An 11,711-nucleotide genomic window follows, 5' to 3' on the forward strand; every position below is an offset into this window, starting at 1 on the left:
ATGGCAAAGAGCAAGTTTGAGCGCAACAAGCCGCACGTCAACATTGGCACGATCGGTCACGTTGACCACGGCAAGACGTCGTTGACTGCTGCGATCACGAAGTACTTCGGCGAGTTCAAGGCGTACGACCAGATCGACGCCGCTCCTGAAGAGAAGGCACGTGGTATCACGATTTCGACGGCGCACGTTGAATATGAGACACCGAACCGTCACTACGCGCACGTCGACTGCCCCGGCCACGCCGACTACGTGAAGAACATGATCACCGGTGCTGCCCAGATGGACGGCGCGATCCTGGTTTGCTCTGCAGCTGACGGCCCGATGCCACAGACCCGCGAGCACATCCTGCTTGCTCGTCAGGTTGGCGTTCCTGCCATCGTCGTGTTCCTCAACAAGGTCGACCAGGTTGACGACGCAGAACTGCTGGAACTGGTAGAACTGGAAGTTCGCGAACTTCTGTCGTCCTACGACTTCCCTGGCGACGATATTCCAATCGTCAAGGGTTCGGCTCTTGCTGCTCTTGAAGATTCCGACAAGAAGATCGGCGAAGACGCGATCCGCGAGCTGATGGCTCAGGTCGACGCCTACATCCCGACACCAGAGCGTCCAATCGACCAGCCGTTCCTGATGCCAATCGAAGACGTGTTCTCGATCTCCGGCCGTGGTACGGTTGTGACGGGTCGCGTTGAGCGCGGTATCGTCAAGGTTGGTGAAGAAGTCGAAATCGTCGGCATTCGTGCGACGTCGAAGACGACTGTTACCGGCGTTGAAATGTTCCGCAAGCTGCTCGATCAGGGCCAGGCTGGCGACAACATCGGCGCACTGGTTCGCGGCGTTACCCGTGATGGCGTTGAGCGTGGTCAGATTCTCTGCAAGCCAGGTTCTGTGAAGCCGCACAAGAAGTTCATGGCTGAAGCCTACATCCTGACGAAGGAAGAAGGCGGTCGTCATACACCGTTCTTCACGAACTACCGTCCACAGTTCTACTTCCGTACGACTGACGTGACCGGTATCGTTTCGCTTCCAGAAGGCACGGAAATGGTTATGCCAGGCGACAACGTCACCGTTGCTGTCGAGCTGATCGTTCCGATCGCGATGGAAGAAAAGCTGCGCTTCGCGATCCGCGAAGGCGGCCGTACCGTCGGCGCCGGCATCGTCGCCTCGATCGTCGAGTAATCTTTTCCCGCAAGGGATTTGATCAGGCCCCGCCGGCAACGGATCGCTTGGGGCTACGCTCCGGNTGATCGTTCCGATCGCGATGGAAGAAAAGCTGCGCTTCGCGATCCGCGAAGGCGGCCGTACCGTCGGCGCCGGCATCGTCGCCTCGATCGTCGAGTAATAGGGCAGGCGGCGTCTGCGACGCCGCAGCCTCTACGTCGGGCTTAGGTCCGGCGGGATAATTCTGGACAATGGCGGTGTGAAAAGCACCGCCATTGGACGTTTGATAAAAAGCATCATGGCGTTGCACTTTTAGTGCTTGAAAAATTCGGTGAAAGCGCGTAAACGCGCACTCACACTCACCAGTCGGATTCGTGACGTTTCGCGAAGCCCGGTGATTTAGCAATACAGACTACTGAAATGATTGGGCACTTCGCGTGCTTCTCTCGATTTTTGAAAATCTGCGGCGCCACGATCAACTAGGTTCATGTATTTCCGCGTGCGGAAATCAAAAAAAACAAAGAACAAGGACAAGACGAATGAACGGCCAGAATATCCGTATCCGCCTCAAGGCGTTTGATCACCGGATCCTCGATGCCTCTACCCGTGAGATCGTGTCGACCGCCAAGCGCACCGGCGCCAGCGTTCGCGGCCCGGTTCCACTGCCTACCCGCATCGAAAAGTTTACCGTTAACCGCTCTCCTCACGTTGACAAGAAGAGCCGTGAGCAGTTCGAAATGCGGACGCACAAGCGTCTTCTCGATATCGTTGACCCAACTCCGCAGACTGTCGATGCTTTGATGAAGCTCGATCTCGCTGCTGGCGTTGACGTGGAAATCAAGCTCTAAGACCTCGGCCTGACCTTGCGAAAGTAAGGGCCGATATAACAAGGAAGGTACGTGGAGCAATCCAACGTCTTCCAATCCGGAGACCGGAAACGTCGTGAGATGTCGAAGGGAACTCCTTAACAAAGGCCAGAGAGGGTTTTCCCTTCAAGGCTCGCAAGAGGATTGAACCAATGCGTTCAGGTGTGATTGCACAGAAAGTGGGTATGACCCGCGTCTATAACGACGCAGGTGAACATATCCCAGTAACAGTATTGCGTTTGGATAACGTACAAGTCGTTTCCCAGCGCACGGAAGACAAGAATGGCTACACCGCAGTTCAGCTCGGTGCAGGCCAGTCCAAGGTCAAGAACACGTCGAAGGCGCTCCGCGGTCATTTTGCGGTCGCAAGCGTCGAGCCGAAAGCAAAGCTCGTCGAGTTCCGGGTTTCTCCCGAGAACCTCATCGACGTCGGTGCAACACTGACCGCAGATCATTTCCAGGCTGGCCAGCTGGTAGACGTTACCGGCACCACGATCGGTAAGGGCTTCGCCGGTTCCATGAAGCGCCACAACTTCGGTGGTGGTCGCGCGTCGCATGGTAACTCGATCTCGCACCGTGCACATGGTTCGACCGGTTCGAACCAGGATCCGGGCAAGGTCTGGAAGGGCAAGCGCATGGCCGGTCACATGGGCCAGACACGCGTCACCACCCAGAACCTGGAAGTGGTCTCGACCGATGAAGGTCGTGGACTGATCCTCGTGAAGGGCGCCGTTCCCGGTTCCAAGGGTTCCTGGATCATCGTCCGCGACGCCGTTAAGTCGGCAGCGAAGTAAGGGAGCCTCACCAATGGAATTGAACGTCAAAACCCTCGAGGGAAAAGACGCCGGCAAGGTATCCCTGTCGGACGAAATTTTCGGCCTCGACCCACGCCAGGACATCCTGGCCCGCATGGTTCGTTACCAGCTCGCCAAGAAGCAGCAGGGAACGCACAAGTCCAAGAACCGTTCGGAAGTTTCCCGCACGGGCGCAAAGATGTACAAGCAGAAGGGTACGGGCCGCGCTCGTCACCATTCGGCTCGCGCACCGCAGTTCCGCGGCGGCGGCAAGGCCCACGGCCCGGTCGTTCGCAGCCACGCTCATGACCTTCCAAAGAAGGTTCGTGCGCTTGCCCTGCGTCACGCACTCTCGGCAAAGCTGAAGGCTGAAGACCTGATCATCGTCGATCAGCTCGTAGCCAGCGATGCAAAGACAAAGGCTCTGCTGGGCAATTTCGCAACGCTTGGCCTAACCAACGCTCTCGTCATCGGCGGCGCTGAACTTGATGGCAACTTCAAGCTCGCAGCACAGAACATTCCAAACGTGGACGTTCTGCCGATCCAGGGCATCAATGTTTACGACATCCTGCGTCGTGGCAAGCTCGTGCTTTCCAAGGCTGCAGTAGAAGCCCTTGAGGAGCGGTTCAAATGACGGATCTTCGCCACTACGATGTGATCGTGTCTCCATCGATCACTGAAAAGTCGACGCTGGTCTCCGAACAGAACCAGGTCGTATTCAACGTCGCCAAGGACGCTTCGAAGCCTGAAATCAAGGCAGCTATCGAAGCACTCTTCGGCGTCAAGGTCACGGCTGTGAACACACTTATCCGTAAGGGTAAGACCCGTCGTTTCCGTGGATTCGCTGGTAAGCGTAAGGATGTCAAGAAAGCCATCGTTACGCTGGCCGAAGGTCAATCCATCGACGTGTCCACCGGACTCTAAAGGTTAGGCCCAAGCGGGCAAAGACCCAAAAGGGAACAAATACAATGGCATTGAAAAGTTTCAATCCGACCACGCCAAGCCAGCGTCAGCTGGTTATCGTGGACCGTTCTTCGCTCTACAAGGGCAAGCCGGTAAAGGCTCTTACAGAGGGCCTCAGCTCGAAGGGTGGCCGTAACAACCAGGGCCGGATCACCGTTCGTTTTCAGGGCGGCGGTCACAAGCGGACCTACCGTCTGGTAGACTTCAAGCGTCGTAAATTCGACGTTGAAGGTACGGTCGAGCGTCTGGAATATGACCCTAACCGCACCGCATTCATCGCGCTCGTGACATACACGGACGGCGAACAGGCTTACATTCTCGCGCCACAGCGTCTCGCTGCCGGTGACAAGGTGATCGCCTCCGAAAAGCAGGTTGACGTGAAGCCAGGCAACACTATGCCTCTTCAGTACATTCCTGTCGGATCGATCATCCACAACGTCGAGATGAAGCCTGCAAAGGGTGGTCAGATTGCCCGCTCTGCCGGTACCTATGTCCAGCTCGTTGGTCGCGATGCAGGGATGGCGATCCTTCGCTTGAACTCCGGTGAGCAGCGTTTGGTGCATGGCTCTTGCCTTGCTTCCATCGGCGCTGTCTCGAATGCCGATCATGGCAACATCAACGACGGCAAAGCTGGTCGTTCACGCTGGCGCGGCAAGAAGCCTCACGTTCGCGGTGTCGTGATGAACCCGGTCGACCACCCTCACGGTGGTGGTGAAGGTCGCACGTCGGGTGGTCGTCACCCGGTTACCCCTTGGGGTAAGCCTACCAAGGGCAAGCGCACCCGCTCGAACAAGTCGACCGACAAGTTCATCATGCGTTCGCGCCATCAGCGCAAGAAGTAAGAGAGGAACTCTCAAATGGCTCGTTCAGTATGGAAAGGTCCGTTTGTTGACGGCTATCTTCTCACTAAGGCTGAGAAGGTACGTGAAGGCGGACGCAATGAAGTGATCAAGATCTGGAGCCGTCGCTCCACGATCCTGCCGCAGTTCGTTGGTCTGACATTCGGCGTCTACAACGGCAGCAAGCATGTGCCCGTCTCGGTCAACGAAGACATGGTCGGACACAAGTTCGGTGAATTCTCTCCGACCCGGACCTATTACGGTCATGGTGCGGACAAGAAGGCAAAGAGGAAGTAATCATGGCGAAGGCTAAGACCGAACGCCGGCTGAAGGACAATGAGGCTCAGGCCATTGCCCGTACGCTTCGCGTCAGCCCCCAGAAACTGAACCTGGTTGCCGCTCTTATCCGTGGCAAGAAGGTTGATCGCGCTCTCGCCGAGCTCGAATTCTCCCGCAAGCGTATCGCTTCCACCGTCAAGAAGACGCTGGAATCGGCTATCGCGAACGCAGAAAACAACCATGACCTCGACGTCGACGCTCTCGTCGTCGCCGAGGCCTATGTCGGCAAGTCCATCACCATGAAGCGTTTCCACGCTCGTGGCCGTGGCCGTGCATCGCGTATCGAAAAGCCGTTCTCTCACTTGACGATCGTTGTTCGTGAAGTGGAAGAAAAAGGGGAGGCCGCATAATGGGTCAGAAAATCAATCCAATCGGCTTCCGCCTCGGCATTAACCGTACGTGGGACAGCCGCTGGTATGCAGACACTGCCGAATACGGCAAGCTTCTGCACGAAGACCTCGCTATCCGCGCCTACCTGATCAAGGAATTGAAGCAGGCTGGTATCGCCAAGGTTGTCATCGAGCGTCCGCACAAGAAGTGCCGCGTGACCATTCACTCGGCTCGTCCGGGTCTGATCATCGGCAAGAAGGGTGCAGACATCGAAAAGCTTCGCAAGAAGATTTCCGAGATGACCTCTTCTGAAACGCACCTCAACATCGTTGAAGTGCGCAAGCCTGAAATCGACGCAACACTCGTTGCTCAGTCGATCGCTCAGCAGCTTGAGCGCCGCGTGGCTTTCCGCCGCGCCATGAAGCGCGCTGTTCAGTCCGCACTGCGTCTTGGCGCCGAAGGCATCAAGATCACCTGCGGTGGCCGTCTTGGCGGCGCTGAAATCGCTCGTACCGAATGGTACCGCGAAGGCCGCGTTCCTTTGCACACACTGCGTGCGGACATCGATTACGGTACGGCTGAAGCCGAAACCGCGTTCGGCATCTGCGGCATCAAGGTCTGGATCTTCAAGGGCGAAATCCTTGAGCACGATCCGATGGCTTCCGAGCGTCGTGGGCTCGAAGGCGATGCACAGGGTCCGGCAAGCCGTGAGCGCGGCGATCGTGGCGACCGTCGCCGCGAAAACGCTTGATTGACGCTGGCGAAAGATAAGCTCGGAGAAGTTAGAAAATGTTGCAGCCAAAGCGTACTAAGTACCGTAAGCAGTTTAAGGGTCGCATTAAAGGCGTGGCCAAGGGCGGCTTTGACCTGGCATTCGGTGAATTCGGCTTGAAGTCGCAGGAACCGAACCGCGTGAACGCGCGCGAGATCGAGGCGGCCCGCCGCGCGATCACGCGTTACATGAAGCGCGCTGGTCGTGTGTGGATCCGCGTATTCCCAGACACTCCGGTCACGGCGAAGCCGACCGAAGTTCGTATGGGTAAGGGCAAGGGTTCTGTTGAATACTGGGCATGCAAGGTCAAGCCCGGTCGTATGATGTTCGAGATCGACGGTGTTTCCGAGGAGATCGCCCGCGAGGCGCTTCGTCTCGGCGCTGCCAAGCTCTCGGTGAAGACGCGCTTCGTTCAGCGCATCGCAGAGTAAGGAGCAGGCACCATGAAAGCCGAAGACGTTCGCGGCCTCAGCGCCGATCAGCTCAAGGACAAACTCGTCGACCTGAAGAAGGAGCAGTTCAACCTGCGCTTCCAGAAGGCAACCGGCCAGTTGGAAAAGTCCTCGCGCATCGACGAAGTCCGTAAGGACATCGCCCGCGTGAAAACCATTGCCCGCCAGAAGGCGGCAGAAGCCAAGGCCTAAAGGAAGAATAATATGCCTAAACGCATTCTGCAGGGCGTCGTTGTGTCCGACAAGAACGAGAAGACTGTCGTAGTTCGCGTCGAGCGCCGATTCGCTCACCCGCTGCTTCAGAAGACCGTTCGCCGTTCGAAGAAGTACAAGGCGCACGACGAAAACAACCAGTACAAGATCGGCGATGTCGTTTCCATCGAGGAATGCGCGCCAATCTCCAAGGATAAGCGCTGGACGGTCGTTTCCGCCCAGGCATAATTTCAACAGATTTTCGCGCAGGCCTTGCTATATGCGCGAAAGTCTGTATGAAGCAGCACAAGAACGCTCGTTCACGGGCGTTCTTTTGCTTTGATGCGCACGGAAGGTCCTTTGGGAAACCACCCTGTCACGATTATTCCGCGCGAAAACAGAGACATTTCATAAGCTGGAACAGGGGGCCGTTCGCTAGGCGTGCCCAACCGGTCCGGTAACAACAAGAAGGCGACCTGACATGATTCAGATGCAAACAAACCTCGACGTGGCGGATAATTCCGGCGCACGTCGTGTCATGTGCATCAAGGTGCTGGGCGGCTCGAAGCGCAAGTATGCTTCCGTTGGCGACATTATCGTCGTTTCGATCAAGGAAGCAATTCCGCGCGGCCGCGTCAAAAAGGGCGACGTGATGAAGGCGGTCGTTGTTCGTACCGCCAAGGACATCCGCCGCGCTGACGGCAGCGTCATCCGTTTCGATAATAACGCAGCCGTTCTTATCGATAACAAGAAAGAGCCGATCGGCACCCGTATCTTCGGACCGGTTCCACGCGAACTTCGCGCCAAGAACCACATGAAGATCATCTCGCTGGCTCCAGAAGTACTGTAAGGAGCGATAGCGATGCAGAAAATTCGTAAAGGCGACAAGGTTGTCGTATTGACCGGTAAGGACAAGGGCCGTACCGGCGAAGTAACACAGGTCTTGCCGAAAGAAGACCGGGCTTTTGTGAGTGGCGTAAACATGGTGAAGCGTCACCAGCGCCAGACCCAGGGCCAGGAAGGCGGCATCATCAACAAGGAAGCTTCCTTGCACATTTCCAACCTCGCCATCGCCGATAAGGATGGCAAGCCGACTCGCGTTGGTTTCAAGGTTGTTGACGGCAAGAAGGTCCGTGTGGCCAAGCGTTCGGGAGAAGTGATCGATGGCTGAGTCCAAGTACGAGCCGCGTCTCAAGGCTGAATACGTTTCCCGTATTCGTGGCGCGATGCAGGAGAAGTTCTCCTACGCGAACGTTATGATGATCCCAAAGCTGGAAAAGATCGTCATCAACATGGGTGTTGGCGAAGCAACGGCTGATTCGAAGAAGCCAACGGTTGCTGCTGGCGATCTGGCTGCAATCGCAGGTCAGAAGCCGGTTGTTACGAAGGCTCGCAATTCCATCGCGGGCTTCAAGGTTCGCGAAGGCATGCCAATCGGTGCGAAGGTTACTCTTCGTGGCGCCCGCATGTACGAATTCCTTGATCGTCTGGTCAACATCGCGCTTCCGCGCGTTCGCGACTTCCGGGGTCTGAACCCCAAGAGCTTTGACGGCCGTGGCAACTTCGCCATGGGCATCAAGGAGCACATTGTGTTCCCAGAGATCAACTACGATAAGGTTGATCAGATGTGGGGCATGGACATCATCGTTTGCACGACGGCAACAACGGACGACGAAGCACGGGCTCTTCTGACAGAGTTCAACTTCCCGTTCCGTCAGTAACCGTAACGACGAGCGTAGAAAAGGAACTCCGATATGGCGAAAACAAGCGCAGTTGAAAAGAACAAGCGCCGCCGCAAGACAGTTGCCTCCCAGGCTGGCAAGCGTGCCTCCCTCAAGGCTATTGTCATGAACCAGTCCCTTCCGATCGAAGAGCGGTTCCAGGCAACTCTGAAGCTCGCTTCGCTGCCGCGTGACGGCTCGAAGACGCGTATCCGCAACCGCTGCGAAGTAACGGGCCGTCCGCGCGCGTTCTATCGTAAACTCAAGATGTCGCGTATCGCGCTTCGCGAGTTGGGCAATTCCGGCAAGGTGCCGGGTATTGTCAAGTCGAGCTGGTAAGGAGACGGGCACATGACAATGACTGATCCTTTGGGTGATATGCTCACCCGAATCCGCAATGGTGCAGCCCGTCGCAAGTCTTCGGTCAACACACCAGCATCCAGCCTGCGTGCACGCGTTCTCGACGTGCTTCAGGCTGAAGGCTACATTCGCGGTTATTCCAAGGTCGATTTCGAGAACGGCAAGTCCGAACTCACCATCGAGCTGAAGTACTACGAAGGCGCGTCCGTGATCCGTGAGATCGGCCGCGTTTCCAAGCCGGGCCGCCGGGTTTATGTCTCGGTCAAGTCCATCCCGCAGGTCGCGAACGGCCTCGGCATCACCATCCTTTCGACTCCGAAGGGTGTGATGGCCGATCACCAGGCTCGCGAACAGAACGTTGGTGGCGAGGTTCTTTGCTCGGTCTTCTAAGACCCGAGCAAGGATCTCCTTAACGGACAGACAGGATAGAAATATGTCTCGTATCGGTAAAAAGCCCGTTCAGGTTCCTGCAGGTGTGACGGCCAATGTTGATGGCCAGAAGATTACTGCCAAGGGTCCTAAGGGCGAACTGTTCTTCGTCGCCAATGACGAAGTTCAGGTTAAACTGGAAGATGGTGCGGTCTCCGTAACGCCTGCCAATGACAGCAAGGAAGCTCGTTCCAAGTGGGGCATGTCCCGCACGATGGTCGAGAACATCTTCAAGGGTGTCAAGGACGGCTACGAACGCAAGCTCGAAATCAACGGCGTTGGTTATCGTGCTGCCATGCAGGGCAAGAACCTGCAGCTGGCACTCGGTTTCAGCCATGACGTGATCTACCAGACTCCGGAAGGCATCACCATTGCCGTTCCGAAGCCAACGGAAATCATCGTTTCGGGTATCAATAAGCAGCAGGTCGGTCAGGTTGCCGCGGAAATCCGCGAATACCGTGGTCCCGAGCCCTATAAGGGCAAAGGCGTCAAGTACGCCGAAGAACGGATCATCCGCAAAGAAGGCAAGAAGAAGTAAGGATCACGCGAAATGGCTAGCAGGAAAGAAGCACTTGCACGTCGCGCGAACCGCGTGCGCCGTCAGATCAAAGCGGTTGCCAACGGTCGTCCGCGCCTGTCGGTTCATCGCTCGTCGAAGAACATCTACGTTCAGGTTATCGATGACGTTGCAGGAAAGACGCTTGCGTCTGCCTCTACGCTCGAAGCTGATCTGCGCTCGTCCCTGAAGACGGGTGCAGACGTTGCAGCAGCTGCCGTCGTCGGCAGGCTGGTTGCAGAACGTGCCAGCAAGGCTGGTATCAAGGACGTCGTATTCGACCGCGGCGCATTCATCTACCACGGCCGTATCAAGGCCTTGGCTGATGCTGCCCGTGAAGGCGGTCTGAACTTCTGATATTCGATCTGCCCGGGCAATGTCCGGGCAGGTTTTCACCGGACCATGCGGGTTTCAGCAATGAAGCCGATGGTCTTTTCGTTTGCCGTTCCACCCGCAAAAGAAAAAGGAAAAGGACAATGGCACAGGAAAAAAGAGGTTCTCGCGACGATCGCCAGAACCGAGAAGAGCGCGATAGCGAATTCGTCGACAAGCTGGTCGCGATCAACCGCGTTGCAAAAGTCGTCAAGGGCGGCCGTCGTTTCGGTTTTGCTGCTCTCGTCGTTGTTGGCGACCAGAAAGGCCGCGTTGGCTTTGGTCACGGCAAGGCTCGTGAAGTTCCAGAAGCAATCCGCAAGGCGACCGAATCTGCCAAGCGCGATCTGATCTTCGTTCCACTTCGCGATGGCCGCACTCTGCATCACGATGTCAACGGTCGCCACGGCGCCGGCAAGGTTCTGCTGCGCTCTGCAAAGGCTGGTACCGGTATCATCGCCGGCGGTCCGATGCGCGCTGTTTTCGAAACGCTCGGCGTTCACGACGTCGTCGCCAAGTCGACCGGTTCCTCGAACCCATATAACATGGTTCGCGCGACGTTCGACGCCCTGAAGCACCAGGTTCATCCTAAGGACATCGCTGCACAGCGTGGTCTGAAGTATGCGACCCTTCAGTCTCGCCGCGCCGCTTCTGGCGTTGCTTCTGAAGAATAAGGAGCAGGATCATGGCCAAGAAGACTACTGAAGCCAAGACGACTGTTACGGTCGAACAGATCGGCAGCCCCATTCGCCGCCCTGCGGTTCAGCGCCAGACGCTGATCGGCCTGGGTCTCAACAAGATGCACCGTCAGCGCACTCTGGAAGATACTCCAGCGGTTCGCGGCATGATCCGTGCTGTCCAGCATCTCGTTCGCGTCGTAGACGAGAAGTGAGACGGAGGAAGTCATCATGAAACTCAATGAAATTAAAGACAACGAAGGCTCCACGAAGGACCGTATCCGCGTAGGTCGCGGTATCGGTTCCGGCAAGGGCAAGACCGGTGGTCGCGGCGTCAAGGGTCAGAAGGCTCGTTCGGGCGTTGCCATCAACGGCTTCGAAGGCGGTCAGATGCCAATCTACCGTCGTCTGCCAAAGCGCGGCTTCACCAACATCTTCGCATCTGAATTCGTCACCGTTTCGCTCGGTCGCGTTCAGGCTGCTATCGATGCGGGCAAGCTCGATGCCAAGGCAACGATCGATGCTGCTGCTCTCAAGGCTGCTGGCGTCATTCGTCGCCCCAAGGACGGCGTTCGCATTCTGGCTGACGGCGAGCTGAAGACGAAGGTTTCCTTCGAAGTTGCTGGTGCGTCCAAGCCTGCTGTTGAAAAAATCGAGAAGTCTGGTGGTTCCATCAAGCTTCTGGTTGTTGCAGCCGAAGCCGCAGAGTAATATAAGACAACGAACGCCCGGTGTGTTTCACTCCGGGCGTTCGCGCTCTAAAGTCGCATAAGCCTTTGAATCCTAATCAATTATATCAAAGATTATGCGGATACTCTCAAGCAGCGTGAAAATGTTGCGGGGGGAGCCTCACAGTTCCGAAGCATTCAGGTGAATGTGGAGCGGACGAAC

The 11,711-nt window shown here is 56.6% G+C and carries 22 protein-coding genes and 1 pseudogene; all 23 read left to right on the forward strand.

Translation table 11 applies throughout. The features are described 5' to 3' along the window. Positions 1 to 1,176 (forward strand): elongation factor Tu (tuf, locus tag ASF29_RS14065; RefSeq protein WP_062451318.1); only part of this gene is annotated, 1,176 nt, incomplete at its 5' end. A 65-nt stretch (positions 1,177 to 1,241) separates the two neighbouring features. Next, positions 1,242 to 1,339 (forward strand): annotated as a pseudogene (locus tag ASF29_RS24415) (elongation factor Tu); the annotation flags it as partial. Positions 1,340 to 1,697: 358 nt separating this feature from the next. Next, positions 1,698 to 2,006 (forward strand): 30S ribosomal protein S10, encoded by a 309-nt coding sequence (gene rpsJ, locus ASF29_RS14070; protein ID WP_003507767.1) that lies wholly within the window; start codon positions 1,698 to 1,700, stop codon positions 2,004 to 2,006. 170 nt (positions 2,007 to 2,176) lie between these two features. Continuing rightward, a complete protein-coding gene (gene rplC, locus ASF29_RS14075; RefSeq protein WP_062451319.1) occupies positions 2,177 to 2,818 on the forward strand; it encodes a 50S ribosomal protein L3 in 642 nt (213 codons plus the stop codon). Between the two features lie 13 nt (positions 2,819 to 2,831). Further along, on the forward strand, positions 2,832 to 3,452 hold the full coding sequence (gene rplD, locus ASF29_RS14080; protein WP_062451320.1) for a 50S ribosomal protein L4: 621 nt from the start codon (positions 2,832 to 2,834) through the stop codon (positions 3,450 to 3,452). Beyond that, positions 3,449 to 3,742, forward strand: coding sequence for a 50S ribosomal protein L23 (locus ASF29_RS14085; protein WP_062451321.1), 294 nt, complete (start codon positions 3,449 to 3,451; stop codon positions 3,740 to 3,742). The genes rplD and ASF29_RS14085 overlap by 4 nt, the downstream gene beginning before the upstream one ends. A 44-nt stretch (positions 3,743 to 3,786) precedes the next feature. Next, a complete protein-coding gene (gene rplB / locus ASF29_RS14090) occupies positions 3,787 to 4,623 on the forward strand; it encodes a 50S ribosomal protein L2 (RefSeq protein WP_062451322.1) in 837 nt (278 codons plus the stop codon). Between the two features lie 15 nt (positions 4,624 to 4,638). Then, on the forward strand, positions 4,639 to 4,917 hold the full coding sequence (gene rpsS / locus ASF29_RS14095; protein ID WP_045230774.1) for a 30S ribosomal protein S19: 279 nt from the start codon (positions 4,639 to 4,641) through the stop codon (positions 4,915 to 4,917). Between the two features lie 2 nt (positions 4,918 to 4,919). After that, a complete protein-coding gene (gene rplV, locus ASF29_RS14100; RefSeq protein ID WP_037172087.1) occupies positions 4,920 to 5,309 on the forward strand; it encodes a 50S ribosomal protein L22 in 390 nt (129 codons plus the stop codon). After that, on the forward strand, positions 5,309 to 6,040 hold the full coding sequence (gene rpsC, locus ASF29_RS14105; RefSeq protein ID WP_062451323.1) for a 30S ribosomal protein S3: 732 nt from the start codon (positions 5,309 to 5,311) through the stop codon (positions 6,038 to 6,040). The genes rplV and rpsC overlap by 1 nt, the downstream gene beginning before the upstream one ends. A 38-nt stretch (positions 6,041 to 6,078) precedes the next feature. After that, complete coding sequence (rplP, locus tag ASF29_RS14110; protein WP_042618528.1) at positions 6,079 to 6,492, forward strand: 50S ribosomal protein L16; 414 nt, start codon at positions 6,079 to 6,081, stop codon at positions 6,490 to 6,492. A gap of 12 nt (positions 6,493 to 6,504) precedes the next feature. After that, a complete protein-coding gene (gene rpmC / locus ASF29_RS14115) occupies positions 6,505 to 6,705 on the forward strand; it encodes a 50S ribosomal protein L29 (protein ID WP_062451324.1) in 201 nt (66 codons plus the stop codon). Between the two features lie 12 nt (positions 6,706 to 6,717). Then, positions 6,718 to 6,954, forward strand: coding sequence for a 30S ribosomal protein S17 (gene rpsQ / locus ASF29_RS14120; protein WP_062451325.1), 237 nt, complete (start codon positions 6,718 to 6,720; stop codon positions 6,952 to 6,954). A gap of 232 nt (positions 6,955 to 7,186) precedes the next feature. Further along, the gene (rplN, locus tag ASF29_RS14125) at positions 7,187 to 7,555 is read left to right on the forward strand and encodes a 50S ribosomal protein L14 (RefSeq protein WP_003495199.1); all 369 of its coding nucleotides are present in this window, start codon (positions 7,187 to 7,189) and stop codon (positions 7,553 to 7,555) included. Positions 7,556 to 7,567: 12 nt separating this feature from the next. Next, positions 7,568 to 7,876 carry a 50S ribosomal protein L24 gene (gene rplX / locus ASF29_RS14130; RefSeq protein ID WP_062451326.1) on the forward strand — a complete coding sequence of 103 codons (309 nt, stop codon included), beginning with the start codon at positions 7,568 to 7,570 and terminating at the stop codon, positions 7,874 to 7,876. Then, entirely contained in the window at positions 7,869 to 8,426 is a 558-nt protein-coding gene (rplE, locus tag ASF29_RS14135) for a 50S ribosomal protein L5 (RefSeq protein WP_062451327.1), read from the forward strand. The genes rplX and rplE overlap by 8 nt, the downstream gene beginning before the upstream one ends. A 33-nt stretch (positions 8,427 to 8,459) precedes the next feature. Beyond that, the gene (rpsN, locus tag ASF29_RS14140) at positions 8,460 to 8,765 is read left to right on the forward strand and encodes a 30S ribosomal protein S14 (RefSeq protein WP_062451328.1); all 306 of its coding nucleotides are present in this window, start codon (positions 8,460 to 8,462) and stop codon (positions 8,763 to 8,765) included. Positions 8,766 to 8,777: 12 nt separating this feature from the next. Beyond that, on the forward strand, positions 8,778 to 9,176 hold the full coding sequence (rpsH, locus tag ASF29_RS14145) for a 30S ribosomal protein S8 (protein WP_042618522.1): 399 nt from the start codon (positions 8,778 to 8,780) through the stop codon (positions 9,174 to 9,176). 43 nt (positions 9,177 to 9,219) lie between these two features. Then, positions 9,220 to 9,753 (forward strand): 50S ribosomal protein L6, encoded by a 534-nt coding sequence (rplF, locus tag ASF29_RS14150; protein WP_062451329.1) that lies wholly within the window; start codon positions 9,220 to 9,222, stop codon positions 9,751 to 9,753. Positions 9,754 to 9,765: 12 nt separating this feature from the next. Continuing rightward, positions 9,766 to 10,128 carry a 50S ribosomal protein L18 gene (gene rplR, locus ASF29_RS14155; protein WP_062451330.1) on the forward strand — a complete coding sequence of 121 codons (363 nt, stop codon included), beginning with the start codon at positions 9,766 to 9,768 and terminating at the stop codon, positions 10,126 to 10,128. A gap of 119 nt (positions 10,129 to 10,247) precedes the next feature. After that, positions 10,248 to 10,817 (forward strand): 30S ribosomal protein S5, encoded by a 570-nt coding sequence (rpsE, locus tag ASF29_RS14160; protein WP_062451331.1) that lies wholly within the window; start codon positions 10,248 to 10,250, stop codon positions 10,815 to 10,817. Positions 10,818 to 10,828: 11 nt separating this feature from the next. After that, positions 10,829 to 11,035 (forward strand): 50S ribosomal protein L30, encoded by a 207-nt coding sequence (rpmD, locus tag ASF29_RS14165; protein ID WP_045230765.1) that lies wholly within the window; start codon positions 10,829 to 10,831, stop codon positions 11,033 to 11,035. Positions 11,036 to 11,051: 16 nt separating this feature from the next. Then, positions 11,052 to 11,531 (forward strand): 50S ribosomal protein L15, encoded by a 480-nt coding sequence (rplO, locus tag ASF29_RS14170; RefSeq protein ID WP_062451332.1) that lies wholly within the window; start codon positions 11,052 to 11,054, stop codon positions 11,529 to 11,531. The last annotated feature ends 180 nt before the right edge of the window (positions 11,532 to 11,711 follow it).

The sequence above is a fragment of the Rhizobium sp. Leaf262 genome (assembly GCF_001422245.1).
Lineage (GTDB): Bacteria > Pseudomonadota > Alphaproteobacteria > Rhizobiales > Rhizobiaceae > Agrobacterium.

Coding starts and splice junctions, on each gene's coding strand:
- rpsJ (WP_003507767.1), top strand. CDS start 1,698: ATGAACGGCCAGAATATCCGTATCCGCCTCAAGGCGTTTGATCACCGG.
- rplC (WP_062451319.1), top strand. CDS start 2,177: ATGCGTTCAGGTGTGATTGCACAGAAAGTGGGTATGACCCGCGTCTAT.
- rplD (WP_062451320.1), top strand. CDS start 2,832: ATGGAATTGAACGTCAAAACCCTCGAGGGAAAAGACGCCGGCAAGGTA.
- ASF29_RS14085 (WP_062451321.1), top strand. CDS start 3,449: ATGACGGATCTTCGCCACTACGATGTGATCGTGTCTCCATCGATCACT.
- rplB (WP_062451322.1), top strand. CDS start 3,787: ATGGCATTGAAAAGTTTCAATCCGACCACGCCAAGCCAGCGTCAGCTG.
- rpsS (WP_045230774.1), top strand. CDS start 4,639: ATGGCTCGTTCAGTATGGAAAGGTCCGTTTGTTGACGGCTATCTTCTC.
- rplV (WP_037172087.1), top strand. CDS start 4,920: ATGGCGAAGGCTAAGACCGAACGCCGGCTGAAGGACAATGAGGCTCAG.
- rpsC (WP_062451323.1), top strand. CDS start 5,309: ATGGGTCAGAAAATCAATCCAATCGGCTTCCGCCTCGGCATTAACCGT.
- rplP (WP_042618528.1), top strand. CDS start 6,079: ATGTTGCAGCCAAAGCGTACTAAGTACCGTAAGCAGTTTAAGGGTCGC.
- rpmC (WP_062451324.1), top strand. CDS start 6,505: ATGAAAGCCGAAGACGTTCGCGGCCTCAGCGCCGATCAGCTCAAGGAC.
- rpsQ (WP_062451325.1), top strand. CDS start 6,718: ATGCCTAAACGCATTCTGCAGGGCGTCGTTGTGTCCGACAAGAACGAG.
- rplN (WP_003495199.1), top strand. CDS start 7,187: ATGATTCAGATGCAAACAAACCTCGACGTGGCGGATAATTCCGGCGCA.
- rplX (WP_062451326.1), top strand. CDS start 7,568: ATGCAGAAAATTCGTAAAGGCGACAAGGTTGTCGTATTGACCGGTAAG.
- rplE (WP_062451327.1), top strand. CDS start 7,869: ATGGCTGAGTCCAAGTACGAGCCGCGTCTCAAGGCTGAATACGTTTCC.
- rpsN (WP_062451328.1), top strand. CDS start 8,460: ATGGCGAAAACAAGCGCAGTTGAAAAGAACAAGCGCCGCCGCAAGACA.
- rpsH (WP_042618522.1), top strand. CDS start 8,778: ATGACAATGACTGATCCTTTGGGTGATATGCTCACCCGAATCCGCAAT.
- rplF (WP_062451329.1), top strand. CDS start 9,220: ATGTCTCGTATCGGTAAAAAGCCCGTTCAGGTTCCTGCAGGTGTGACG.
- rplR (WP_062451330.1), top strand. CDS start 9,766: ATGGCTAGCAGGAAAGAAGCACTTGCACGTCGCGCGAACCGCGTGCGC.
- rpsE (WP_062451331.1), top strand. CDS start 10,248: ATGGCACAGGAAAAAAGAGGTTCTCGCGACGATCGCCAGAACCGAGAA.
- rpmD (WP_045230765.1), top strand. CDS start 10,829: ATGGCCAAGAAGACTACTGAAGCCAAGACGACTGTTACGGTCGAACAG.
- rplO (WP_062451332.1), top strand. CDS start 11,052: ATGAAACTCAATGAAATTAAAGACAACGAAGGCTCCACGAAGGACCGT.